The sequence below is a fragment of the Hymenobacter sp. HD11105 genome (genome assembly GCF_054051685.1).
Genome location: NZ_JBSWBR010000003.1, coordinates 559258 through 582798 on the forward strand (window position 1 = coordinate 559258; position 23541 = coordinate 582798).

A 23541-nucleotide genomic window follows, 5' to 3' on the forward strand; every position below is an offset into this window, starting at 1 on the left:
TGATAATCTGTTTATGCCAACTGCTATGCTGCTCCGTCGCTGGTGGACTTTCGTGCCCCTACTAACCATTCTGGGTTTGGCGACTGTGTTGGCGGCCGGCTGGTGGTGGCCGCGTACTGCTCCTTCTCGCCCGCCTTCTACTACCGCCCGCTTTACTGTCTCGGCCACTCTAAGTAATCGGATCCGAGGCGTGAGTTGGGTAGCTGGCGACTCAGTGACTGATACCGCGTTGGTACCGTTAAAGCAGCATAACGTGACTTGGCTGGCTCAAACGCCCTTTGGTTGGCAGCGCGGCGCCACCTCCCCCACCATCGGTATGCACACTGGCCGCGGCCGCGTGTACTGGGGTGAAAGCGACGCGGGCCTTATTCAAACAACGATGCTAGCCCGGCAGCGCGGCCAGAAAATCTTGCTTAAACCCCACCTCTGGGTGCGCGGCGACGGCACCTGGCCCGGCGACATTCGCATGACTTCCGCCGCCGACTGGAAAGCTTGGTTTCAAAGCTATACTACCTTCATTCTACACTACGCCAAGCTCGCTGAGCAACTGAATCTCGATGGCTTCTGCATTGGCACCGAGCTAGAGCAAACCACCACTGCGGCCCACGAAGCTGAATGGCGCGCGCTTATTCGTCAAGTTCGCCAAGTGTACCACGGCCGGCTCACCTACGCCGCCAATTGGAGCGGCGAGTATGAGCATATCCGTTTCTGGGATGCGCTGGACTATATTGGTATTCAGGCCTATTTTCCTCTTACCAAAAACAGCAAGCCTACGAAAGTTGAGCTGCTTGCCGGCTGGCAACCCCACCTAAAAGCCATTGAACGGGTACAAAAACGCTTCGACAAGCCCGTTGTTTTCACCGAAATAGGCTATAAATGCACCTCCGATGCGGCCATTGAGCCCTGGGTATGGCCTGACCGCACGGCCGCCTTTCTCCAGCCCGATGAGGCTACGCAAGCTGCCTGTTACGCGGCTATGTTCGAGACATTTTGGCCCAAGAAATGGTTTGGGGGGCTTTTTGTTTGGAAGTGGTACCCCAACTTAGCTCCCGACGGTCCCGCCCGGCGCCACGCCGACTTTACACCTCAGCATAAGGAAGCTGCGCAGGTAATGGCGCAGTGGTTTGGCAAGTAGGTTGGGGATAAGTAGCACCGCGCGTCGCATTTTTGCCTACTTTCGTGCACTGAACACCACCCCATCATCCCCATTGAACTGACCTCTATGAACATTCACGAGTATCAGGGTAAAGAAATTCTTAAAAGCTACGGCGTACGCATTCAGGAAGGAATCGTGGCCGATACGCCTGAGGAAGCCGTAACCGCCGCCAAGCGCCTGACGGAAGAAACCGGCACTAGCTGGTACGTTATCAAAGCGCAGATTCACGCCGGTGGGCGGGGCAAAGGGGGCGGCGTAAAGCTGGCTAAAAACCTGGAGCAGGTGAAAGACATAGCTGGCCAGATCATTGGCATGCAGCTGGTTACCAAGCAAACAGGTGCCGAAGGTCGCAAAGTCCACAAGGTGCTTATTGCCCAGGACGTGTACTACCCTGGCGACTCGGAGCCCAAAGAATATTACATGAGCGTATTGCTGGACCGCTCCACGGGCCAGAACGTTATCATCTACACCACTGAGGGCGGCATGGACATCGAAGAGGTGGCCGAGCAGCATCCCGAGAAGATTCACCGCGAGCATGTTGACCCCCGTGTGGGTTTGCAGGGCTTCCAAGCGCGCAAAATCGCCTTCAATCTAGGGCTCACCGGTGAGGCGCAAAAGGAGATGGTGAAGTTTGTAACGGCTCTGTACAAAGCCTACGACGAAACCGACTCGGCCATGTTCGAAATCAACCCCGTGTTGAAAACTTCGGACAACAAGATTCTAGCCGTTGACGCCAAGGTAACCCTCGACGAAAACGCCCTCTACCGCCACAAGGACTTCGCCGCCCTGCGCGACCTTAACGAAGAAGACCCTTTGGAAGTAGAAGCCTCCGAGTCGAACCTGAACTACGTGAAGCTCGATGGCAACGTGGGCTGCATGGTAAACGGCGCCGGCCTGGCCATGGCTACTATGGATATCATCAAGCTGAGCGGCGGTGAGCCCGCTAACTTCCTCGACGTAGGGGGTGGGGCCAACGCCCAGACCGTAGAAGCGGGCTTCCGCATCATCCTGAAGGATCCAAACGTGAAGGCCATTCTCATCAACATCTTCGGTGGCATCGTGCGCTGCGACCGGGTTGCCAATGGTGTGGTTGAAGCCTACAAAAACATCGGCGACATTCACGTGCCCATCATCGTGCGCCTGCAAGGCACCAACGCCGAAGAAGGTGCCCGCATCATCGACGAGTCAGGTCTGAAAGTATTCTCGGCTGTATTGCTGAAAGACGCCGCTCAGAAAGTGAAAGAAGTTCTGGAGTCGCAGAACGCGTAGTCCTAACTTACTATTATATAAAAAAGCCCCCCAGACATATTCTGGGGGGCTTTTTTGTGCTCAAAGCAGTACCTTAAGCAGTAACACTCGTATTTTCAGTGGTAGAGTTTTGGTTTCCGCCCTCTACTCCGCCGTTTTGAGCTACACCTGCATTTTCTTCTGCGTCCACCGGAATAGCTTTGCCCATCACGCGCAGCTCCACTTCCATATTACCGCGGGTTCCCACCGAGTATGGACAGATTTTGTGAGCCTGGCGTACCATATCAATGGTTTTCTGCTCATCAAATTTTTTCAAATCTACGTCGAGTACAGCGCTTAGTCCATAGCCCTCGCCTTCTTGAAACAGCGTAACCGAGCATTTCACTTCACTTTCCGAGTCAAGCCGGTCACCAGCACGCTGAGCAATTACTAGGAGGGCTTGCTGGAAGCACGAGGCGTAACCAGCTGCGAACAACTCCTCAGGGTTAGTTGCACCTTTTTTGCCCCCTAGGCCTTCGGGCACCGACATATCCAAGTCAATGATGCCCGTAGCGGAGCGTACGTGGCCACTACGGCCACCAATGGCCGCAGCATCGGCCGTATACAGTGTTTTTTTCTCGTTAGTAGACATAAGGTAAGAGTTCGGGTTGTGTGCTAGAGTTAACTGATTTTAGCTCACTAAGGTTATAGTCCCGAACTGAACCGCGCAAAATGCCCCCTACGTTTGGCTAGGCGTATTTTTCTCTCTACTTTTGCCCACCATCCGGTCACGTCGTACAACGGATAGTATGAGAGTTTCCGAAGCTCTTGATCTAGGTTCGATTCCTAGCGTGACCACTAGAAAGGTCCTTTGCGCAATGCAAAGGGCCTTTTTTATGTTTGGGGTACAACACAGGGCACAAAAGCGATTTATTCAATCTTGCTACCCCTGTCCTATTTAGTGGTGTCGCTCATTCTTCCTATCTCTAAATAACATGGCTTTTAACTGCCAGCTAGTATCCTGAAAGCAAGAAACTCACTCTGTCTTCTGACACGATGGCCCTCTTGTGTACACGTACCTACTTGTATGAAATTTAAATGTGTAGTCATAGCGTTTGGAGCCCTATTCTTCTTTGTCTTTGGGTCCAGCCAAGCGCAGGGCTTCCTCATGATGCCAGATACGTCCCAGCCCGACAACAAGTGGCGCTTGGTATTCGCTGACGAGTTTGATAACGCGGTCCATACGACTGCCTCATGGAGCTTTTCGCATTATCCCAACCGGCGCGCCAACAACAAGCATGAGTGCTATGATACGCGACCATTAGGAGTGAACCAGGCCCTCAGGCTTGTTGTGGAAGAAGGTCGGAGCATGATGCGCATCACTGCCCAAAAATCACCGCATTCTTTCGAGTGTGATGATGTGCTGCGAACTTATACCTCGGGGATGCTACGATTGAAATATGATTCTATCCGGGATGGTAACACAGGAGGAGAGCCCTTCACAATCCGTCGGGGCCTAATAGAGGTTCGGTGCCGACTCCCTAGGTACACGAAGACGCCGACGTATCCAGCAGGTTTTGCCGCTGCGTATGGGGGATCAACCGCTGCGCTGTGGCTCTATAATTATGATATGGAATGCGATGTCTTTGAGGGAAATGATGGCGCTACTCCATTCTCCATAACCTACCACAATTGGAACTCGCCTTCCGCCCCTGCGCATCAATGGTGGACGGCCAGCCATCAGTACCAGACGCTATACCCTGGGCCTCCCCCGTTAGAGGAGCCGTTTCATACGTATTCGCTTGTCTGGAGCGAAGACCAAATCAGCTGGTTTTTGGATGGACGCGAGCTCGCTACCTTACATGGCACTGACCATGCCTCTATTCCGCGTCTTATAGAGGAGGGCGTTACGACCTATTTTGGTCGAGCCGCGCAGGTGTTGCTGACCTTGGAAGTGAGCGAAGCAACGTTTGAGCAGGCCGACTTCGACATTGATTACGTGCGCATTTATAAACCCAGCGACGGCACTTACAACCAGATCAAAACCGCGCCAACCGGAATACGACCCGAGGTCAAACTCATACCAGTAGCGGGGCAAGACTAAGGCCGGGGCTATCATAGCAGCCTATCAAATATTCCTTTTTAGTTGAGCTAGAATTACTCTATTTCTTCTCCTCTCTGGTACCGTAGTCAGGTTGCGTGTATCCTCTATCAATGTTAGGTCCGAGCTACTGATGGCGGGAGGAATAGTGCACCGGTAAATGCCGTGACTAAAAGTTAGTACCAAATTATTATCGGTGTAAACGTAAGAACCTGTCTCAAATGATCCATTCTTGGTATGACGCTCGAATTTACCATTGGCTTCGAAGATGTAGTGCTTCTCTCCCTCCTCTGGTAGAAGGCTAGTTTTAAGATATTGGCCGTCTACTCCGTAATATGATATGGATGCCTCAATGACATCCCACCGACCAACAAGGCTTTTGGTGAGAGTTGGTAATTCTTTAATAGGAGCTACAGCTTCTTTTTCCTTAGATGAACAACCAAGAAGGTTAAGCAACAAGAACAGTAAAACTACACGGGTAGAGCAGAGGGAAATCATGTTAAATCTTAACAAAAACGAATTCTATAAACTGAATTGTTCTTATTTCAAGAATCATGCTGCAAATCCGATTTTCGCGATTTAATATTAGATTTTATATATTATTTGATTTCAAAGTTTTTTAAGAATTAGAATTTATAGCTATTGGGACGTCCTTTTTTTCAAAATCCTTGCGGTAAGGATTAAGTCATTGTTCGTTGTTAAGCCAGTAGGCTGGAGAAAACATCTAAATATTACCCGTGGCAGTATTAACTTTTAATGATGTGTCGTAAACGTTTAAGTTGGTCATAACGGGTCGCGCTAACATTTGTACTTATCCAAAGCGCTGATAATAAACTTTTTGCAGCCATCATTCGAACGTATATTAGCTTTAACTGAAGGGCTTTAACTATATAATTATATGGCTACTTGGATCATCTCGCATGGGAGCTGGCTTCTAAGCTTAGCTGCTGTACTCATCTCGCTTTTGATAGTAAATGCCATCCTGCGGAGATGGGAAACGCAAGAGTGGGATAAACATAGAACGGCTGCCAATTTTGTCCCGAACAATAAGAGCACTAAAGATTTAGAAACGGGTATAAAAGTATAGACAGCGGGCTCATAGAAGCTGCTATTGCTCTCGCATTCGTTGCCTCAGTTCTACGTACTTATACTCAATCAAAGGATTTCTAAAGATTTTGGTCTTTGAGCAACCAGACGCAATTTGCGTGAGCAAACGGTTAAACGGTTGATCAGATACTCACTTCTGGATTGATAGGGAGAGCGACGCGCACGACGGTTCCTTGGCCAGGGCGCGACTCCAAGGCAAAGCGCCCGCCTAATAAATCGGCGCGGTTGCGGATGCTAGCCAGACCCATTCCGGGCATGGTGGCCGGTGCGGAGGAGGCTGGCAACCCTACACCATCATCTTGCACACTGAGCACTATTTGGTCATCGTCGTGCTCTACTTGCACGTGCACCTCTCGGGCCTGCGCGTGCTTGATGACGTTGCTAAGAAGTTCTTGAACAATGCGATAAACAGCTAAGTCGAGTAGCAAGGGACGTAGCTCGTGCAGTCCCGTTAGGTGGAGGTGTACTCGCAGCTTTTCTGGCGGAATGTGCTTGCTGAGCTCCTGTAAGGCTACCTGCAAGCCAAAATCTTCCAGGATGCCAGGTGTTAGCTGGTGCGAAACAGAGCGAGTTGCCTTAATGGCTTCATTGAGCACGCTTAGCACAGCCGGATCGGGGGGATTACCAGCATGAGTCTGGTTTTCTAAGGTGAGCTTCGTGACATAAAGCAACTGTCCTACCCCATTGTGCAGAGCTTCGGCCATACGCTTACGCTCCGCTTCCTGGGCCGTGAAAATAGCTTGAAATACTACTTGCTGCTGCTGACGTTGAAGGCGGGCGGCATCGGCCAACATGCGGTTGCGCTCCGTTATGTCGCGGATGATGATCAGGATGCCCGTTATTTCTCCATCATCAGAGCGGCGCATGGGCACGTAGTGGACATCGTATACCCCAGGTCGTTTCTTAAACGGCACATTGTGTTGCGTGGTAGCGATACCCTGACATACCCGGCTCAGCAAGTGGCGCATTTCGGGTGTGTCTATATGGGGCAGCAAATCGAAAAAGCTTTGGCCTAACGTCTGTTCTTCAGGCAGCGTGGTGTAAAGAGTAGCGGTTCGGTTCCAAGCTGTTACGCGTAAGTGTAGATCTAATGCTATGAAGGCGTCGAGGCTGTGATTCAGCAAGTGTTTGGTAAATTCCTTCTCTAAGCGCAGCGTCTCCTTGATCTGTTCAGACTCGGTGACATCGATAGCAAAAACGATGGACTCTTGCTTTTGCTCATTAAAGAAGCCAAAACTATGGAAGTACACCCGCTCACCCTCATGATCGGTGGAGCCCACAAAACTGACGGACTCTTTCCCTAGCGGGCGCCGCGACGGGTCGGTCAGGTTAGGAAAGGCTTCAAATAAATTGGCCCCCACAAGCTCATTATCCCGCAGACTTAAGCGCCGCAATCCCATGCCCACCATCTCCAGATAAAGACCTTCTGGGGTAAGGCGGCTTAAAATCACCGGCATATGCTGCATAATTTGCTCAAGTAGCAGGGTTTTGTAGCTCAATTCCTGTTGGGCTGCATATTGGCCGCTGATGTTGCGCAACACGCCCAGTAGCTGAACAGGCCGCCCTCGAGTATCCTTTTCCATCTCACCGCGAAACCGGACATGATGCACGCTTCCGTCGGTCCATACTACCCGGCATTCTACTACTAATGGTTCGCTGGTTTTCGCTCCCCACATCAGGGCTTGTTCAACAGCTACTATATCCTCCGGATGCACCCGTTGTCGAACCTCATCGGCAGATATGGCCTGCTTGCCGGGGGGCAAATCCAGAATAGCCAACGCCCATTCGTCGAGCAGAACCATGTTATTGGCGCCGGTATATATGAGCGTTCCAACCCCGGCAGCTCCCAAGGCCCGGAGCTGGCTTCGCTCGCTCTCGTGCTGCTGCTGAGCAAGCTTGAGTGCGGTAATATCACGCCATACCGCCTGCACGTGCACTTGACCGTTTACTTCGACCGACGTAAGCAAAATTTCCAGCCAAAACTCTTCGCCTGTGCAGCGTTGGCCTGCCCACTCGTAGCGGTACTGTCCTTGGGCTACCGCTAGGTTATAATACTCGTCCGATTGTTCGCGGCTGTAGTGGCCGTCAGGCTGATAAAGGGGCGCTAGTTCGGCAGCGTGCCGACTAAGCAATTGGTCTTTGTGTGTAGCGCCCACTAAGGTCAGCGCAGCGACGTTGCAATCGACGAAGTGGTTATCGAGCAGCAAAAAAAGAGCATCGCCACTGTACTCAAATAAGTGACGAAACTTGTCGGTGGTGGGAGCAGTGGCCTGGGTAATGCCCTCTCGTAATGTCTTTAGTTCTGACTGAGCTAGGTGAAGTTTCTCCTGCTGCAAAACCAGCATCATGTGGTAGAGTTGCTCGGCGCTGGGCTCTTCAGCTGATTCAGGCAGCGCATCGCCGGAATACCCTAAGCGCTCCAGCGCCTGTTTGCGCAATGCTTCAAAAGCTTCAGACAACGAAGGATCAGTGAATTCATGCATGGTAAGCCCGTTACAACGCCCGGCCGCAATGGGCTGAACGGCTCAAGTATAGTAAAAAAGCCCCCCAGCAGTCCAGCATTAAAGTCTGTTGGCGTGGCCTCATGGACTTATTTCTAGCTTCGCCCTCCTTCTCCGAATGACAGCCTCACTCAGGGCGGGAAGCCGGCGGAAGTCATTTTTAGTTCAGCAGGCCATGATCCATGGCATATTTCACCAGCGCCGCGGTATTCTTCATCTGGGTCTTCTCCAGAATGTTTTGGCGATGAGTTTCTACGGTACGCCGGCTGACAAAGAGCTTCTCGGCTATAGCGTTGTTGGTGAGCCCTTCACCAATAAGCCGAAGCACCTCCAGCTCCCGGTAAGATAAGGACTCGCTGTTTTTAGCTTCAGTTGCGGCGGCTTCTGGGTGCAAAATCTTTTGAAGCAGGCTTAGCCCAATTTCGCTGCACAAAAAGCGCTTACCTGCTGCCACAGCTTGAATAGCGGCAATGATTTCGGACTGATCGGTACTCTTAAGTATGTAACCGGCCGCGCCAGCATCGAAAGCCTGCCCTACATAGCGCTCGTGGGCGAGCATAGTAAGCACCAACACTCCTACTTGCGGAAAACGCTCCCGCAGCAGTGGCAACGTGGCAAACCCATCAAGCACGGGCATGTTCATATCCAGCAGCACTACATCGGTGGGCGTGGTGGGCAGCCGATCGAGCAACTCTTGCCCATTAGCAGCATCACCTACGATTTGAAGCCCTTTGATACCGCTGAGCAGCGCCCGCATACCATCGCGGATAAGCGCGTGGTCATCAACAACGAATAGGCGAATCATAAGGGAATATAGAAATAAATTCGACGTACATCCTTACATCCGTCCACATAATTGCATGTGTAGTCGAGCTTCGCACACAAGTCTAAGTGGCTGTAAGCTAGACGCAACTTAACAATAAACAGTGGACCGCACCCGCCAGTTGGGCGCGAAAATGCCCCCCAGCGCAACTACAACCTTAACCCGAGGCTACTGCAGCTTACGAAACGCTAACAGGCACAGGGCTACCGAGCCCGTTACCTGAATTTGGCCGTTTAGAACCATACTTTCCAACTGGGGCAGTGGCAGCGTCAGCACCTCAATATTTTCGGTGGCATCCAACTTCTGCACCGCTACCCGGCGCGCGTTGCGCATCAGAAAGAAATGAGTCGTGTTGGTGTCCTTCGTGGGGTTATCACTTACTTCCAGCAGCAACTCAATCTCTTCGGAGGCATAGCCGGTTTCTTCTAGTAATTCGCGCTTGGCAGCTTCCTGGGGGGCCTTTTCTCCTGCGTCTATCACCCCGCCGGGAAGCTCAATGGTGATACGGCCGAGACCATGCTTATACTGGCGCACTAGTAGCACCTGGTTATCTTCAGTTACAGCAAAAATGAGCACCACATTAGAGCGCACACTTACGAAGTAATCGTCGAGCACCTGGCCGCCGGGTAGCGCTACGTGGTCGCGGCGGAGCGTGTACCAGCGGTGACTGAATACTACCTCGGAACTGATTGTTTTCCAGGGCTCTATCTTAGAGGACATAATCAGGTGTGAAGGGTAAGCTGGCGCCAAAGTAAATACTAGCTATATTGTAAACCCGCTGATTGCGTGAGGCTTTGTCCGCAACCGCGCGTTTAGTCTGATTCTAAATTTTACGCTTGCAACACGCTTTCCAAACTTTGCTGTTACTAAGCTTTTAGACGACCAAAGTTATTCTGCTCCTTCCTACTTCTTCCCATTTTGACTCTCACCGCCCAATATTTCCACAATGCAGCCGCGGCTATCACCCACCACAAAATGGGTTACATACGCATTACTTGGCAGTCGGCCGCTGTTTCAATCACCGACTTACAGGCAATTTATGAGCATGTGCTACGGGCAATGCTCTATTATGGCACCACTCGGCTAATGAGTGTACACGGGGAGCGCCCACCGATGCCGGCGCAATTACAGGATTGGCTTGCTCAACAATGGATACCACGCGCCATTAAGGAGGCTGGCTATGACCGGTGCGCGATAGTAGAAGCGGAAGCACCGGTAAGTCGGCTAGCGGCCCGTTCAATCAGTAGTAATCTATCGGTCGGACTGCGCTATAGATACTTCACAACTGAACAGGAAGCAATTGAATGGCTACGTTAACTATCAGATAACTTATTAAAGGTCAATTATTTGCATATGAATATTATGAAAGGCGGCTGTCTCGACTAATAGTTGAGGCGGCCGCCTTTTTTAGTTTGGGCAGAGGAAAACTGGTAAACGCTTAGGATATTTACTAATTATATTGGATGTTTTGCTAATTTTAATGGCTTCGTAGCTGTATTTTGTCACTGGTTTCCTCTTAGTTATTATGAGAAATGAGCTGCAGTATAGGCATGCTATCAACTTACGCTGGCTAACCTTCGGTACGGTCGAGTGGTTAGCACCCGCCAGATTGACGAGCATTTGTCGAGCACGACGGCAGAGTTAAATGAGCTGTTTGCCGACCTCTATGAGCAGTACCGCAGCCCACATCTACTCGGATTACAGATTACAGCTATTCACCGCCAAGCGCCTTTTGAGGAACAAGGACTAGGCTAAAGCAGGGCACGACTAGCTACGTTATTTGGTTGCCATCGCACGCTGAGCACGCAAAGCTTCCAACCTACGCGCTAGGTCCTGACTGTGCAACGGTATACCACGCACATTCAGGTGGGTGGCATCGTGCCAATAGCGCACATTGCCGGAAAGCTCCGCAATCGGTTGCTGGGCATAGTTGATATAAGGAATAGATTCGGCACGCAGTAGCGAATCGACTAGGGCCGAGGTAGCGGCTAAGTGGCGCGGCTGCTGGTAGTAAGTAGCCGTAAAGCAGATTAACTCAACCTTCTCCTTTTTACAAATAGCAATAAAGTCGCGCAGGTAACGCAAGTGGCCGCGGTTGAGGTATGGGGGCTCATCATTCAGCTTTGCCAATCCATAAAGCGTGCGTAAGCTATCCTGGGGCGTAGGCTCCTCAGGCGAATAGCCTTGAGTGGGAGGGCCAGCCTGCTTGCGGCGCATGTACTGTTTGACCAGACTGGCCAGTGTACCATTATGCTTATATAGAGCAAAGCTAAACTTAAGCGGTGACAGCCAAGCCCAATCATTGGTATAAGCGGTTACTTCTGGGACATGCCAATAGTAATACTTGAGCAACTGGATGTCCTCTGGGTGACTGGGCCGTAAAAACTCATCTATATCTACGTGCAACAGAATAGTTTTCGGTAGCTTTTGCTTGTCGCGCAACACGCCGAGCAAGCCCGTTTGGAATATTTGGGTAGTACCATCGTGTGCCAAGCTAAAGGCCTGCGGATGCAAACTATCTGGGTTGATATTATACACCACTCGAGAATCACCCATGAGTACGATAGAACGCGGTGGCATCTCCAAGTAGGTATTGAGCAACCCGCCCCGCTGGCCGGTCCGAATCTGGGAGTACATGTGGTCAAGCACCCAAGCGCCGCCCCGATCTATTATAAAAAGCCCCCCAATAAAGAGAGCGAAAAAGTAGCCAAATTTTCTCACAACTATATTTCCGTCAATAAGTTAGAACTGGAAATAAATAAATTGCCCCCCGGAGGTTACGCCGAAGCACAGCAGCACGACTACTAAGCCCAGCGACACCGCCAGCGGCCGGCTCCAACCATAAGCAGGCGTCAGGCTCTGGAAGGTGTGTCGGCGTAGGAAAGCATATTCCAATAAGAATAGTAGGGCCACCCGGGGCATAAATGTGCCTAGCAGTTCCATATTAATGGGAGGAGTTGTGTACAGTGCCTCGGTGGCGTGACTCACAATATATAAGGCTTGCTCAAAGGTAGCAGCCCGAAAAAACACCCAAGTAAGACAGATAAGGTGGAATGTAAGCAGCACGCGCACCAGCTTCACAGGCCAGCTGAGCGGTTGATCGACGCGCACGCCGAGCATTTTTTCCACACTCAGGTACAAGCCATTGAGAAAGCCCCACACCACAAAATTCCAGGAAGCCCCGTGCCAAAGCCCCCCCAGCAGCATGGTCAGCATCAGGTTGCGATAGGTGAGCAGCTTTCCCAACCGGCTTCCGCCTAGCGAGATGTACAAATAGTCGCGCAGCCAGGTAGATAAGGAAATATGCCAGCGCCGCCAGAACTCGGTAACGCTCTTGGCAAAGTAAGGCAGCCGAAAATTCTCCATGAGCCGAAAGCCCATCACCTGGGCCGAGCCCAGCGCGATGTCGGAGTAGCCGGAGAAATCACAGTAGATCTGGATGGCAAAGGCGTAGGTAGCCAGTAATAGAGACCAGCCCGAGTGCATCTCATAATTGTTGTACACTGAGTTGACGTACTCAGCCAACGCGTCGCCAACCACAACTTTTTTGGCTAGTCCCCACAACATGCGCTGCAAGCCAATTACCACCTCATTAAAGTCGAATTGCTTGACCTCATAAAATTGCGGCAGCACGTTCTGAGGCCGCTCGATGGGCCCGGCTACCAGCTGGGGGTAAAACATCACGTATAGGGAATAGAGCCCCAAATGACGCTCCGCCGGATAGTTGCCCCGGTAGACCTCAATGGTATAGCTCATGGCCTGAAACGTATGAAACGACAGGCCTACGGGCAGGATGATATCCAGGTACGGCAGGTTGTAGCGCGTGATGTGCAGTGAGTCGAGTAAGGCATCGACGTTGCCGATAAAGAAGTTGTAGTACTTGAAAACCGCTAGCACGCCCAGATTAGCTACCAAGCTCAGAATCAGAAACTGTTTGCGCCGGGCGCCGGTAGCTTTCTCAATTTGAATACCCGCAACATAGTCGATGAGGATGGTGAAAAACAGAATCAGAATGTAGGCCGGAATGAAGGCCATATAAAACACACTGCTGGCAACTAGCAACAGTACCCACCGATACCGGTGAGGCAACAAATAATACAGGGTCGTGACGACCACAAAAAAGAGTAAAAACTCAAAGGAGTTAAAAAGCATAACCCGGAGGGCAACAACTTGGGGCCGCTGCGAACTTAATTAGTAACAGAATATAAATATCTCACTATCAAGCCAGTGTTGGCTACAGTGAGTCTGCCTCACTACTCCAGAGCAGTAAGTGCTTACTTATAGGCTACCCTAACTACAAGGGTAGCTTTTCTTCACGGTGGAGTACGGAATAAGGTATGACTCAACTGCACGATAAATACTTTGCTGGTTATTACTAAATGCCAACTCTAACGTAAGCCTATCACTTTCGTCCAATTACGGCGACGCTTTTTTGGTTACTCCACCAAAATAAGAAGCAATAGCAAGTATTACTAACACGATTTAGGAAGCGAAACGAAATGGGCAGCTAGGGCTATTAATGGCGACTAACTTAAACAAATATTACTTGCTTATTACCAGCCCACGGTGATAAACGTATTCGGTAGCAGCACTCATCAACACCTGACTATACAAGGTAAAATAGGCGTTTTCGGATTGGGTACGGAAGGTCAGTATGCAGGCCGTAATGTGCTGACCTTGCCATTCCTCACCCAGCAAACCTAAGGTTGGTGGGCCATAAAGTTGAATAAACTCCTGGCGTAGACCGGCAATGGTATCGGTGCCCGTAACGAGCAAGTCGATGCGGTAGAGTTGCTGATCGAAGAAGCGGTAGTGAATCTGGCGTACTGGGTAGCCCAGATAATGCAGGGTATCGGTGTCGCGGGAGTAGGTGAGCACTCGCGGATCGTGGAAGGCAGAGGCCAGCACTAGGCCCTTGAAGGTGCTTATATCCTGACAGAATTGCGCGTCGGGGAAGCCGTTCTGCTTATCTAAATACTGCGTGCTACCCACGGTTATCGTTACTCAGAAATGACTGTATTTCTGAGACAAATATAGAGTTTCTGCTTAGGGAAGCAAGCTCTGCAATGGTAGGCTGACGGAGGCACGCTACGAGGCAAACGGTAACCGTCAGTCGACCTTTGGGCTAATATAAAAACAGCCTGAAGCTCGTCTGGCGGCTAGTATATAATCCATAACTGGGGCCAACAATCCATACCTGCCAGGAAGTCGTATAGAAGTCATTCTATACATCCCCCCAACTTTTAGATTGATGAAAAAGACCCTGTTTTCCGCTCTGGCTTTTGCCCTAACCCTGACTGTGCTTACCCCCGCCCAAGCACAAACAACGGCCAAAACCAAATCGGACGCCGACAAGATTAAAACCAAGGAAGGCGACGCAATGACCAAGACCAAGATGGCCGACGATGGAAAAATGAAGATGAAGGGCAAAACGGAAGCCGGCGACAAAATGAAAGCCAAAGGCAAGCCCGGAAAAGGAGTTCAAACGATGGTAAGCGCCTCCGACCTGCCGATGACCAGCACTGAGGGCGTGATGGTAGGCGGCGCGATGATGGTGCCCAGCAAAGACATTGTCGACAACGCTGTTATGTCGTCGGAGCATACGACACTGGTAGGGGCCGTGAAGGCAGCCGGCTTGGTAGAAACGCTGAAGAGCGCTGGGCCATTCACAGTGTTTGCACCCTCCAACTCAGCTTTTGATAAGCTGCCCGCCGGCACGGTAAACACCTTGGTGATGCCTGAGAACAAGGGCAAGCTCACTACTATCCTCACCTACCATGTAGTGCCGGGCGCCGTACGCGCCGCCGACTTGCAAAATGGTCAGACCCTGACTACAGTGCAGGGCGAAACGTTAACCGTGATGAAAAACGGCAACAGCGTGATGCTAAAAGACGCGAAAGGCGGCATGGCCACCGTAACCACTGCTGACGTGATTTCCAGCAATGGCGTCACCCACGTCATCGACACCATATTGATGCCGACGAAGTAAGAAGTTGTCAGGCCTAAATAAAAAGCCCCCCAGCACATGTTGGGGGCTTTTTATTTGTGAACTTGTAACGGTTGACTTTGGTCGACATACGCGCTACTTAGCTGTTCAGCTTCTCACGCGGACGTAGAAAGGAAAGCTAACAAGCAGGCTCCACAAAATATTTTTCGGGTAGGGCGTCGTTGTCTGAGAAAGCTTTTGCGTAGAAAGAGCACCATATCCCGAGTGGGATATTAATTCTAATTCCTCTTCGCATGAAAGATTCAAATAAAAACGCCCCCCAGAACCCTGACGAGAAGCCCCCACGTCGTACCACCCAAAACCAGCCAGCTACAACGGCTGACCCCAACGCGGCCTTCCCCGGTACTTCCGACGAACATCGGCCCGGTGAAAACCTGTATACGCTGCCCGAAATGCAGGAGCCACAGCCGCGCAATCCATCCGAGCCGCAGAGTAAGCCACACACCGAGCCTGCCGACACCGAGACGTCGATGCTGGACCGCGAAACACACGGCCAACTCCTCGATGAGCCCGCGCCAGATGGCAAGTCAGGCATCAGCGACAGCGTGATAAACCCCGTAATAGCGCAGTCGAGCCGCCTCGAAGACAATAACCGCGGCGAATAAACCGCCGGTTAAGAGTGCCGATTATTTAGCTAGAATGTCGTCGTACTCGCCTGGGTTGCGCTTTACGAAGGCAGCTACAAAGCGGCAACTGGTGAGCACCTGCAAATGTTGGTCGCGGGCGTAGGCGAGGGCGGTACGCGCTAATTCTTCGCCTACGCCCTGTCCACGCAGGTTTTCGTCGACGAAAGTGTGCGCTAGGTCAATGACTTTATCAGAGGGCTGGCTGTACGTCAGCTCGCCTTCGTAGCCGTTGACGGTGGCATAAAATGCTTGTTCTTCCTGGTTATGAATAACGGAGATGGCCATGAGCAGTGGAGGATAAAACGAAAACAGTTGACTTGATGCGCAGTTAACAGAGCAAGGCGCGAAGATTCCCCTACGCGACTGAAGGCAAATGGATGGCATTTTGTTAATCACTACCCTCCTATTTTGCGTACTAGCCAACTGGCTACTTGTTGACTCTAGCCTTGGCCCACCCTCATCCTCATTCTACCATTCCTATGAAAACACAATCAGATAAACCCAATACCGACGACGACAACAGTCGTCCGTTGGCAGAAAACGAGAAAATAGGCGCCGAGCTGGCGCACGAGGATGCCAATTCGCAGACCCAAGGCCGGCCGGCCGGCCGTAAAGTGGCATCCCAGAATTCTAGCACGCCCAACTACGGTGACTTTGGCCACGCGCCTCTTTCCGATGAGGAGATGAACGGCCCCGTGGCTGCTGGCACGAACCCCGGGGGCGCAGCGGCCCCTTCTACAGCCGCACCCGACCAACGTGGCTCCGCTCCTCAGAACCTGAACACGGCCGGCGTGCGCGCCACCATGAACGAGGAGTTTGATGAGCGCCGCGCGGCTGAAAAACTCGACGACCCGCGCTACGGCAGCGGCACCCGCAACTGGGAAACCGCCGAGCCCGCTAATCGCACCAAACAATCGGACATAGATACCGACGAAGAATACAAGCCAGCCGCCAACTAATTGACGGTTGTTCAACGGCAGCAGCCGGGTATCGCCAAGTGCGGTGCCCGGCTGTTGCTTTCATTTAGTAACGCTTTAGCTTATGAAAACGCCCGAAGAACAAGCTGGTAAGCAACAGATTAACCCCGCATCGCCCCAGCCCGCCGACGCGCCCCGCGTAGATGCTGCCTCCGACGAAAGCGCCGGCTCAGCTGCCATGCTAGATGCTGCCACGCACGGCCAAGCCCTGGAAGGCACCACTCCCGACCCGGACTCATCTGACATGACCGATGAGCGCATGAATCCCGGAGCTCAGCTAGGAGCTGAGGAATAGCTAGAACGGTTCAGATGATATTAGAAAAAGCCCCTCAGACCAAGTCTGGGGGGCTTTTTCTGGCTAGCGAGGTTATTTGCAGATAAAGCAAACTGAAACTACGCGCTATATTAGCCACTATGATACTGTTGCCCCTTACTGCTGCTCACTGGCCTGAAGTTCAGGAAATTTATATGCAAGGAATTGTTACCGGCAACGCCACATTCGAAACTCAGGCGCCAGCTTGGGAGGCTTGGAATGCCGGCCACCTGGCTCATTCCCGGTTGGTGGCCACCGATGACGCGGGGCGGGTGTTGGGGTGGGCGGCTCTATCGCCGGTGTCGGGTCGGTGCGTGTATGGAGGCGTGGCCGAGGTGAGCGTGTACGTGGCCGATGCCGCCCGAGGCCAGGGCGTAGGTCGGCAGTTGCTATCGGCCTTAGTGACAGAATCGGAGAAGAACGGTATCTGGACCTTACAGGCGGGCGTTTTCCCCGAGAATATTGCTAGCCTGCATCTGCACGAAACTCAAGGATTTCGGGTGCTGGGCCGGCGCGAACGGATTGGTAAGCTGGCCGGCGTGTGGCGCGACACGGTGCTGCTGGAGCGCCGTAGCACCATAGTAGGACAAGAAACTTCCGCTCTTAGCAACACCGCTGCGCAATGAGTATTCTGCGGGCTCTAAGTGTTTTCGTGCTGGCCGGCATCTGTGAGATTGGCGGGGGCTACCTAGTGTGGCTATGGCTAAAAGAGGCCCGGCCGTGGTGGTACGGAGCGGCTGGGGGGCTTTTGCTGGCTTTTTACGGTGTAGTTGCTACGTGGCAACCAGCCGAATTCGGACGGGTGTATGCCGCCTATGGGGGCATATTTATCAGTATGGCGTTGCTCTGGGCCTGGCGGGTCGATGGGTTTCGTCCGGACCGCTACGACTTGCTGGGAACCTTGATCGCTCTGCTTGGCGTGAGCATTATTTATTTCACTCCCCGCAGCTAGCGTTTCTGGCGCTACCTTCTTGCCGCCACCATGTCAGCTACACCTGCGCCCGGAGACCAATCAGTATTTTAGGAGCTAACAGCTTCCAGAAAAGCCCCCAGCCGCCTCCAGTGAATAGCGTAGCATCTTGTGAGCGACCTAGGCGTATATAGTGTAGGCAATGTACTTTGCCTTTCTTCGCCCTTACCCGCCCGCTATGACTGCTCCTCTCCTGCTGCTCACCGATTTCAGTGCCGCCGCCGATCATGCCCTTATTTATGCTCGCGCCGTAGCTACTCAACTGCAAGCCCCGCTCGTACTGCTGCACGTGCGTCGCACTTCGCTGCTCGACCGCGAACTACTGACCGGACGCCTTCCCCAGCACACCGAGGGCGAAATCGCGGTTGAGCTAAGCCGGCGGACAGCAGAATTATCGGTTCCTAGCACTGTAGAGGTTGCCAGCAAGGACGTATACGAGGCCGTAGCCGATGCCGTACAACGCCACCAGCCCCAACTCATCGTGCTGGGCCGCCCCGACTACAACAAGCCCGATGAGTTGGTTGACACTACCTCCCTGGATCTGCTGCGCCGCACGCCCGTGCCGCTGTTAGTGGTGCCAAGCACGGCACCTCCAGTGCCTAATCTGCAACGCGCAATCATTGCCGCTGACAATCAACCATTCAACCTGACTCCGGCCGCTGCGGAGGTGGGCCAGCGGTTGCTTACGGCATTTAATGCCACTGTCAATATCACCCACGTGGTAGAACCCGAAGACGATAACACCTGCACGGTTGCCCGCGAGCAGGTGGAAAAAAGCGGCCTCCTGACGGGTTTAGAGCGCGTTACGGCGCGGGGCCAGCGTCATTTGCACCCAGTAGCGGGTATTCTGGCAGCCGCCGAAGAGTCGGGCGCAGGGCTAGTGGTTATGATTGCCCGGCACCACAGCATCCTGCAACGGTTGTTTTACCAAAGCGTGTCGGCGCAGGTGGTGCGGCGCACCCTGACGCCGGCAATCTTAATTCTGCCAGCGCAGCCCTAACCTAGCGGCACGTTGCAATTGCGCACACCTCTGCGTGCTAGTTCGACTGGTTTTTTGGTCGTATGAGGCAAGGCGCCGTAACGGTTCACTTGGTCTAGCCGTTCAGCTAGCTAGCATGCTATTGCTGAACTTTATTCTATGAACGGTTCCTCATCCGATTCGCGGCGCCATTTTTTACAACAGGTAAGTCTCGGTGTTGCCTTTGCCGCTGTTGCCGTCCCCGGTCTGGCCCTGCCACTTTCCACTCCCGACTCATCAACTATGTCTTCTACCGAAACAAAAAAACTAGGATTTGCTATCGTAGGCTTGGGCAAATTTGCTGTGGAGCAAATGATGCCCGCCTTTAAAGATTGTAAGCACGCCCGGATAACGGCCCTCGTAAGTGGCTCGCCCGACAAGGCCCAAAAGTTAGCCGCCGAATACGGCGTCGAGGCCAAAAATGTCTATTCCTACCAGAATTTCGACACTATCAAGGACAATCCTGAGGTAGACGTGGTGTATATCGTGCTGCCCGTAGGTATGCACGCCGAGTACACCATCCGGGCAGCGCAGGCCGGCAAGCACGTGCTCTGTGAGAAGCCCATGGCCAACACGCCCGAGGATTGCGAGAAAATGATTGCGGCCTGCAAAAAAGCCGGCAAGCAGCTCATGATTGCCTATCGAGCCCAGTACGAGCCGCACAGCCTCGACGCCATTGAGCGCATTCGCAAGGGTGAATTAGGAAAAATCCGCGCCATCACCTCCGACCACGGCCGCATCGTGAAGCCCTTCGAGGATAAGGCCGACATCTGGCGCATCAACAAGAAACTAGCCGGCGGCGGCTCCCTCATGGACATCGGCATTTATGCCCTGAACGCCGCCCGCTACCTCACCGGTGAAGAGCCCACCGAAGTCACGGCCATGGAATCCACGGACCGCACCGACCCGCGCTTTAAGGAAGTAGAGGACAACATGCACTTTACTCTGCGCTTTCCCAGTGGCATTTTGGCTACCTGCACCACCTCCTACAGTTACCTGGAAGTGAAGCGGGGCCGCGTATTCGGCGATAAAGCCTGGATGAACCTCGACCCCCTCTCCGACTACACCGAGCACACCACTCAAATCGGTACCAAGGACGAAGAAAAGGAGCCCCAAATAAAGGAAGGCAACCAATTCGCCGCCGAACTCGACCACATGGCCGAATCGGCGCGGGACAACAAGACGCCGAAGACACCTGGCAAGGAAGGCTTGCGCGATGTGCGCATCATCATGGCTATTTATGAAGCCGCCAAGAAGGGCAAAGTGGTGAAGGTGTAGCCGCCCCCTCCCCTAGGATTCCGCGCATCAAGCGACGAAGGGAGAGCCAGACGGCAGTCTTTCTGCGTTGCACTTTCGCCCCTACCTCAAGTACGGGCAATAGCCTTTTATCAGATTGGCAAAACTTAAAAAGCCCCCAGAATATCTCTGGGGGCTTTTTATTTAAAAACTAGTTTATGGTAACGGTTGCGGAGGCAACGGAGCTGTGTACAACTATAGCTCCGTCGCCTCCTCTCCTCTAGGCTTCGCGCATAAAGCGAAACGGGTAACGGGGGAGTGAGGCACTCGTGGCACTACCAGCGCCAGCCCAGCAGCACGCCGGTATACCAGTTGCGGCCGGGAGCAGGCTGGAAATAGCGTTGGCCGAAGGCGTTCAAATCGTTGCCGAGGCTGTAGCGACGGTTGGTGGCGTTTTCGAGGCCGGCGAAGATATCGGCTTCCAATTTGCCCCCCAGCACCCGCCGCCAGCCGGCGCGCGTAGCAAACGTCCAGTAGCCAGCCGCATAGACTGTATTGGCGTCGTTTAGAGGAATTTGGGCTTGGTGACTAAGGGAAGGTTGGAGGTAGAAGCCCAGCTGTTCGCTGAAGTCAAGGCCGGCGGAGAGGGTGTGCGGGGCGGTGCCGGTGAGGCGGTTGCCGCTGTAGTTTTGGTCGCCCTGCTGGTAGTCGCGGAAGCGGAAATGATTGTACGCATAGCTGGCCCAAGCGCGCAGGCCGACGGGCAGGCTATTGGGTGAAATAGCAGAAATGGCCCCCACGGCGGCAGGCGTCGGTCGCCACAGCCAGCCGCTCAGGGCCGCTTCTACTCCCCGCTGGCGGGTAGAGCCGGAGTTGAAGAACACGTTGACGCCCGCCTCCGTGGTGCGCGTGACGATGGTTTCCTTCAACCTAAAATCAAACAAAGCCACATCAAAGCCGAGGCGGTTATTGAACAAATTGCCGCGCGTGCCTAACTCGTAGCTGGTGCCGCGCTCAGCTTCCAGGTCACGGTTGAGGCTAGCGTCGGAAGGGCGAATTTCGGCCTCGCTGGGGGGCGAAAATCCGCTGCTTACGCTGGCGTAAGCTGATATCTGGGGGGTAATTTCCTTTAGTAGGGCCACCCGCGGCGACACTACCGGCTGGAAGTTTCGCCGAAACTGGAAGCTATCCGGCCGCCCCGCCGCATCCGATACTCGCGCGATGCGGTAGCGCAGCCCGTTCAGGCTGGCGCCCACCGTCAGCAGAAAGTCGGCGGGCAGTTCCCAATCGGCCTGCCCGAAGCCGAAGCCTGAGTTAGTATTGATTTCGTCGTCGTAGCGCAGCGGGCCGGGGGTGCCGCGCCGGTTCTGATAGTTGCGTGAGTTCACGAAACTGCTTTGAAACTCGCCCCCGGCGCTCAGACGCAGCAGGCGCCCAGCCAGGGCCGCGCGGTAGCCAAACACCGAGCGTCCACCCCATCCTAGGCCCGTATTCCGCTCCAAATCCGTCAGAAATGGCGTCCGGATGGTGGTGGCCGAGGTATACAGCGTGGTCTTATTCGACCAGCGACTGTTGAATCGGTAATCATGCGTGACGCCTAGCAGGGCCGTCCGCGAGGCATAGCCCGCCAGCTGATCGACGGTGCCGAGCTGGGTGCCTACTGTTGGGCGCGCCTGCCGTGGGTTTTGCTCAAATTGTGCCCTGGTCAGGCTGCCGGGAATCTGATAATCCAGATCCGTGTACAGGGCATTGACCGAAATGGTGCGCCGCTCTGAGGGGGCAAATTCACCGTCTAAAGTCAGCACGTCGCGGCGCAGGGCGCTGTTTTGGCGGTAGCCATCGAGAGTTTGGCGGGTGTAATGGGCGCGCAAAGTAGCCGTGGCCGAGCCCGATTCGGCGGTCACGGAGTAGCGTCGCAGCCCGAAGCTGCCGGCCGTAAACCCGACTTGCGCCCGCGCCTCCCCCGGCAAGGGACGGCGGGTGTTCAGCAGTACCGCGCCGCCCGTCCCGGCGCCGTAAACACTGCCCGCTGGCCCCTTTATTACCTCAATGCGCCCAATAGAAGCCGGATCCAGCAGGTTCAGCGGACTGACCCCACTGGCCTCAGTGAAGGGAATATCATTGTAATAAAGCTTCACGTTGCGCACCCCAAACGGCGAGCGGAGCGTGCTGCCGCGCACGCTGAGACGGTAGCTGGCCGTGGCTCGCTCTTCCAGCCGCACCCCTGGCAGCGTATTCACGGCCTGGGTAAGCGAGGTTTGATTGAAGCGGTCGATAACGGTGGCATCGAGCACGCTCACGCCGGCCGCCGTGCGCCGTAGCGGCAGGTTCTGGCCGTAGCCGACCACAGTAGCCTCGGGTAAGCGCACGGTGCGGGCAGTATCAGGCGTTTGGGCGTGCGAAGGAAGCTGAAGCAGCAAAAGCAGCGGCAGTGGCTGGCAGTAACGAAGAAGCATTGGGGAAGTGTAGCGTAACCCTAGCCCGAACGGGAAATCCGCTTGGCAGGTTGGTAAAAAACCCTCAGGTTGAGTTTAAACCTTAAAGGAATCTTTCAACAGCTCGTCATGCAGAGCGGAGCGAAGCATCTCGCGTGCTGATAAGAGGTTACTAATCCAGCTAAACACGCGAGATGCTTCGCTCCGCTCTGCATGACGGGCTATTGTAAAACAGTTAAAGAATATTGGCTTATTCTTATCTTACATCACCGCATTTCTCACTGCCACTCATGCTTTACATCCCGCGCCGCCACCGTCGCAAACTGCTGCTTCCGCCGGGCCTGCTGGCGCTGGCGTTTCTGCTGTTGGTGGGGTGTGGGGTTATTGCGCCTATTGTGAAGGAACGCACTAAAGCAGTTCTAGCAGTAACCTTTTTAGAACCTCGCCCTTTTATATCAGACTACATCAAAATTCCTTGGCATTCCCCTCAACAATTGGCGAGTATGCGACAGTGGGAAAGTTTTGAGATAACAGGAAATAAGTTTTTTGATTGGTACAATTGGCAACAGGCACAAAAACGAATTAAAGCGTCCGTGAATAACCTAGACACTTTAAAGGGCATAAGAATTTATTTTCGTAAAGGAGCTAGTTACCAATATATGATAACTGCACTTTCATACATGAATACAGTTAGCGTACAACGCTTCGCTTTTGACCTTCGTCCAGCTGTGCCAACTTTGTACGTTTTGGATGAAAAAAAGCCTGCACGTAAGGCCACCACTACTAGACCTATATCTATAATTAGTTGCGGTACAGGTGCATTAATGGAGGCTCAAAACGAAAGAATGCGAAATGAGAATCTTCGTCTGAGAAGGCGTGAGGCAATTATTGAGAATTTTACAGACTTCACTAATTCTCTTGAGGGTCTTCAGTTACTTTTATTTTACTCCTTAGCGATCATAATAACTCTGCTTTCGGTGAGGCATATATTCTATAACCTATTTTTCTCCGGTTCAGTTGAATAGACCAACCTCATCTATTCAG

At 53.1% G+C, this 23541-nt stretch carries 23 protein-coding genes and 1 tRNA gene; 15 read left to right on the forward strand and 9 right to left on the reverse strand.

All coding sequences use genetic code 11. The features are described 5' to 3' along the window. Positions 1–25 precede the first annotated feature (25 nt). Both ACW9KT_RS12880 and sucC read left to right on the forward strand, forming a co-directional pair. Positions 26–1135 carry a glycoside hydrolase family 113 gene (locus tag ACW9KT_RS12880; RefSeq protein ID WP_457080983.1) on the forward strand — a complete coding sequence of 370 codons (1110 nt, stop codon included), beginning with the start codon at positions 26–28 and terminating at the stop codon, positions 1133–1135. 87 nt (positions 1136–1222) lie between these two features. After that, on the forward strand, positions 1223–2425 hold the full coding sequence (gene sucC, locus ACW9KT_RS12885; RefSeq protein ID WP_457080985.1) for an ADP-forming succinate--CoA ligase subunit beta: 1203 nt from the start codon (positions 1223–1225) through the stop codon (positions 2423–2425). Between the two features lie 73 nt (positions 2426–2498). Here sucC and ACW9KT_RS12890 read toward each other — a convergent pair whose 3' ends face one another. Beyond that, entirely contained in the window at positions 2499–3035 is a 537-nt protein-coding gene (locus tag ACW9KT_RS12890) for an Ohr family peroxiredoxin (protein WP_457080987.1), read from the reverse strand. A 134-nt stretch (positions 3036–3169) separates the two neighbouring features. Here ACW9KT_RS12890 and ACW9KT_RS12895 point away from each other — a divergent pair. Beyond that, a tRNA-Arg gene (locus ACW9KT_RS12895) sits at positions 3170–3241 on the forward strand. Between the two features lie 229 nt (positions 3242–3470). Continuing rightward, positions 3471–4487, forward strand: coding sequence for a glycoside hydrolase family 16 protein (locus ACW9KT_RS12900; RefSeq protein WP_457080989.1), 1017 nt, complete (start codon positions 3471–3473; stop codon positions 4485–4487). Positions 4488–5713: 1226 nt separating this feature from the next. On the opposite strand, the gene ACW9KT_RS12905 is transcribed toward ACW9KT_RS12900, so the two are convergent. The 3 genes from ACW9KT_RS12905 to ACW9KT_RS12915 form a co-directional block, all read right to left on the reverse strand. After that, positions 5714–8074, reverse strand: a complete 2361-nt coding sequence (locus ACW9KT_RS12905; protein ID WP_457080991.1) for a PAS domain-containing sensor histidine kinase — start codon at positions 8072–8074, stop codon at positions 5714–5716. A gap of 178 nt (positions 8075–8252) precedes the next feature. Beyond that, positions 8253–8897, reverse strand: a complete 645-nt coding sequence (locus tag ACW9KT_RS12910) for a response regulator (RefSeq protein ID WP_457080993.1) — start codon at positions 8895–8897, stop codon at positions 8253–8255. 186 nt (positions 8898–9083) lie between these two features. Then, positions 9084–9635, reverse strand: coding sequence for an NUDIX hydrolase (locus ACW9KT_RS12915; protein WP_457080995.1), 552 nt, complete (start codon positions 9633–9635; stop codon positions 9084–9086). Between the two features lie 198 nt (positions 9636–9833). Here ACW9KT_RS12915 and ACW9KT_RS12920 point away from each other — a divergent pair, with 198 nt between their 5' ends. Next, positions 9834–10232 (forward strand): STAS/SEC14 domain-containing protein, encoded by a 399-nt coding sequence (locus tag ACW9KT_RS12920; RefSeq protein ID WP_457080997.1) that lies wholly within the window; start codon positions 9834–9836, stop codon positions 10230–10232. A 273-nt stretch (positions 10233–10505) separates the two neighbouring features. Then, positions 10506–10670 carry a hypothetical protein gene (locus ACW9KT_RS12925; RefSeq protein WP_457080999.1) on the forward strand — a complete coding sequence of 55 codons (165 nt, stop codon included), beginning with the start codon at positions 10506–10508 and terminating at the stop codon, positions 10668–10670. Positions 10671–10691: 21 nt separating this feature from the next. On the opposite strand, the gene ACW9KT_RS12930 is transcribed toward ACW9KT_RS12925, so the two are convergent. From ACW9KT_RS12930 to ACW9KT_RS12940, 3 genes are all read right to left on the reverse strand, one after another. Then, positions 10692–11471, reverse strand: a complete 780-nt coding sequence (locus ACW9KT_RS12930; protein WP_457081001.1) for a hypothetical protein — start codon at positions 11469–11471, stop codon at positions 10692–10694. 186 nt (positions 11472–11657) lie between these two features. Next, positions 11658–13067, reverse strand: a complete 1410-nt coding sequence (locus tag ACW9KT_RS12935) for an MBOAT family O-acyltransferase (protein ID WP_457081003.1) — start codon at positions 13065–13067, stop codon at positions 11658–11660. Between the two features lie 390 nt (positions 13068–13457). Next, on the reverse strand, positions 13458–13907 hold the full coding sequence (locus tag ACW9KT_RS12940; RefSeq protein WP_457081005.1) for a hypothetical protein: 450 nt from the start codon (positions 13905–13907) through the stop codon (positions 13458–13460). Between the two features lie 496 nt (positions 13908–14403). On the opposite strand from ACW9KT_RS12940, the gene ACW9KT_RS12945 reads away from it, so the two are divergent. Then, positions 14404–14904: a fasciclin domain-containing protein gene (locus tag ACW9KT_RS12945; protein ID WP_457081093.1), complete on the forward strand. Its 501-nt coding sequence runs from the start codon at positions 14404–14406 to the stop codon at positions 14902–14904. Between the two features lie 251 nt (positions 14905–15155). Then, on the forward strand, positions 15156–15527 hold the full coding sequence (locus tag ACW9KT_RS12950) for a hypothetical protein (protein ID WP_457081007.1): 372 nt from the start codon (positions 15156–15158) through the stop codon (positions 15525–15527). Positions 15528–15548: 21 nt separating this feature from the next. Here ACW9KT_RS12950 and ACW9KT_RS12955 read toward each other — a convergent pair whose 3' ends face one another. Beyond that, positions 15549–15833, reverse strand: coding sequence for a GNAT family N-acetyltransferase (locus ACW9KT_RS12955; RefSeq protein WP_457081009.1), 285 nt, complete (start codon positions 15831–15833; stop codon positions 15549–15551). A 194-nt stretch (positions 15834–16027) separates the two neighbouring features. Between ACW9KT_RS12955 and ACW9KT_RS12960 the strand changes: the two genes are divergently transcribed. The 6 genes from ACW9KT_RS12960 to ACW9KT_RS12985 all read left to right on the forward strand — a co-directional run bounded on the left by ACW9KT_RS12960 (position 16028) and on the right by ACW9KT_RS12985 (position 20104). Next, positions 16028–16507 (forward strand): hypothetical protein, encoded by a 480-nt coding sequence (locus ACW9KT_RS12960; protein WP_457081011.1) that lies wholly within the window; start codon positions 16028–16030, stop codon positions 16505–16507. 82 nt (positions 16508–16589) lie between these two features. Continuing rightward, complete coding sequence (locus ACW9KT_RS12965) at positions 16590–16820, forward strand: hypothetical protein (protein WP_457081013.1); 231 nt, start codon at positions 16590–16592, stop codon at positions 16818–16820. A gap of 119 nt (positions 16821–16939) precedes the next feature. Next, on the forward strand, positions 16940–17464 hold the full coding sequence (locus ACW9KT_RS12970) for an N-acetyltransferase family protein (RefSeq protein ID WP_457081015.1): 525 nt from the start codon (positions 16940–16942) through the stop codon (positions 17462–17464). Then, positions 17461–17790 carry a YnfA family protein gene (locus tag ACW9KT_RS12975; RefSeq protein WP_457081017.1) on the forward strand — a complete coding sequence of 110 codons (330 nt, stop codon included), beginning with the start codon at positions 17461–17463 and terminating at the stop codon, positions 17788–17790. Before ACW9KT_RS12970 ends, ACW9KT_RS12975 begins: the two co-directional genes overlap by 4 nt. 196 nt (positions 17791–17986) lie before the next feature. Then, complete coding sequence (locus ACW9KT_RS12980; protein ID WP_457081019.1) at positions 17987–18808, forward strand: universal stress protein; 822 nt, start codon at positions 17987–17989, stop codon at positions 18806–18808. 138 nt (positions 18809–18946) lie between these two features. Beyond that, the gene (locus ACW9KT_RS12985) at positions 18947–20104 is read left to right on the forward strand and encodes a Gfo/Idh/MocA family protein (protein ID WP_457081021.1); all 1158 of its coding nucleotides are present in this window, start codon (positions 18947–18949) and stop codon (positions 20102–20104) included. A 293-nt stretch (positions 20105–20397) separates the two neighbouring features. Here ACW9KT_RS12985 and ACW9KT_RS12990 read toward each other — a convergent pair whose 3' ends face one another. Further along, complete coding sequence (locus tag ACW9KT_RS12990) at positions 20398–22518, reverse strand: TonB-dependent receptor (RefSeq protein ID WP_457081023.1); 2121 nt, start codon at positions 22516–22518, stop codon at positions 20398–20400. 269 nt (positions 22519–22787) lie between these two features. Here ACW9KT_RS12990 and ACW9KT_RS12995 point away from each other — a divergent pair, with 269 nt between their 5' ends. Continuing rightward, positions 22788–23522: a hypothetical protein gene (locus ACW9KT_RS12995; protein WP_457081025.1), complete on the forward strand. Its 735-nt coding sequence runs from the start codon at positions 22788–22790 to the stop codon at positions 23520–23522. Positions 23523–23541 lie beyond the last annotated feature (19 nt).

Excerpts from the sequence above, each read along its gene's own strand:
- ACW9KT_RS12880 (WP_457080983.1), top strand. The coding sequence starts at position 26 with ATGCTGCTCCGTCGCTGGTGGACTTTCGTGCCCCTACTAACCATTCTG.
- sucC (WP_457080985.1), top strand. The coding sequence starts at position 1,223 with ATGAACATTCACGAGTATCAGGGTAAAGAAATTCTTAAAAGCTACGGC.
- ACW9KT_RS12890 (WP_457080987.1), bottom strand. The coding sequence starts at position 3,035 with ATGTCTACTAACGAGAAAAAAACACTGTATACGGCCGATGCTGCGGCC.
- ACW9KT_RS12900 (WP_457080989.1), top strand. The coding sequence starts at position 3,471 with ATGAAATTTAAATGTGTAGTCATAGCGTTTGGAGCCCTATTCTTCTTT.
- ACW9KT_RS12905 (WP_457080991.1), bottom strand. The coding sequence starts at position 8,074 with ATGCATGAATTCACTGATCCTTCGTTGTCTGAAGCTTTTGAAGCATTG.
- ACW9KT_RS12910 (WP_457080993.1), bottom strand. The coding sequence starts at position 8,897 with ATGATTCGCCTATTCGTTGTTGATGACCACGCGCTTATCCGCGATGGT.
- ACW9KT_RS12915 (WP_457080995.1), bottom strand. The coding sequence starts at position 9,635 with ATGTCCTCTAAGATAGAGCCCTGGAAAACAATCAGTTCCGAGGTAGTA.
- ACW9KT_RS12930 (WP_457081001.1), bottom strand. The coding sequence starts at position 11,471 with ATGGGTGATTCTCGAGTGGTGTATAATATCAACCCAGATAGTTTGCAT.
- ACW9KT_RS12935 (WP_457081003.1), bottom strand. The coding sequence starts at position 13,067 with ATGCTTTTTAACTCCTTTGAGTTTTTACTCTTTTTTGTGGTCGTCACG.
- ACW9KT_RS12945 (WP_457081093.1), top strand. The coding sequence starts at position 14,404 with ATGGTAAGCGCCTCCGACCTGCCGATGACCAGCACTGAGGGCGTGATG.
- ACW9KT_RS12950 (WP_457081007.1), top strand. The coding sequence starts at position 15,156 with ATGAAAGATTCAAATAAAAACGCCCCCCAGAACCCTGACGAGAAGCCC.
- ACW9KT_RS12955 (WP_457081009.1), bottom strand. The coding sequence starts at position 15,833 with ATGGCCATCTCCGTTATTCATAACCAGGAAGAACAAGCATTTTATGCC.
- ACW9KT_RS12960 (WP_457081011.1), top strand. The coding sequence starts at position 16,028 with ATGAAAACACAATCAGATAAACCCAATACCGACGACGACAACAGTCGT.
- ACW9KT_RS12965 (WP_457081013.1), top strand. The coding sequence starts at position 16,590 with ATGAAAACGCCCGAAGAACAAGCTGGTAAGCAACAGATTAACCCCGCA.
- ACW9KT_RS12970 (WP_457081015.1), top strand. The coding sequence starts at position 16,940 with ATGATACTGTTGCCCCTTACTGCTGCTCACTGGCCTGAAGTTCAGGAA.
- ACW9KT_RS12975 (WP_457081017.1), top strand. The coding sequence starts at position 17,461 with ATGAGTATTCTGCGGGCTCTAAGTGTTTTCGTGCTGGCCGGCATCTGT.
- ACW9KT_RS12980 (WP_457081019.1), top strand. The coding sequence starts at position 17,987 with ATGACTGCTCCTCTCCTGCTGCTCACCGATTTCAGTGCCGCCGCCGAT.
- ACW9KT_RS12985 (WP_457081021.1), top strand. The coding sequence starts at position 18,947 with ATGAACGGTTCCTCATCCGATTCGCGGCGCCATTTTTTACAACAGGTA.
- ACW9KT_RS12990 (WP_457081023.1), bottom strand. The coding sequence starts at position 22,518 with ATGCTTCTTCGTTACTGCCAGCCACTGCCGCTGCTTTTGCTGCTTCAG.
- ACW9KT_RS12995 (WP_457081025.1), top strand. The coding sequence starts at position 22,788 with ATGCTTTACATCCCGCGCCGCCACCGTCGCAAACTGCTGCTTCCGCCG.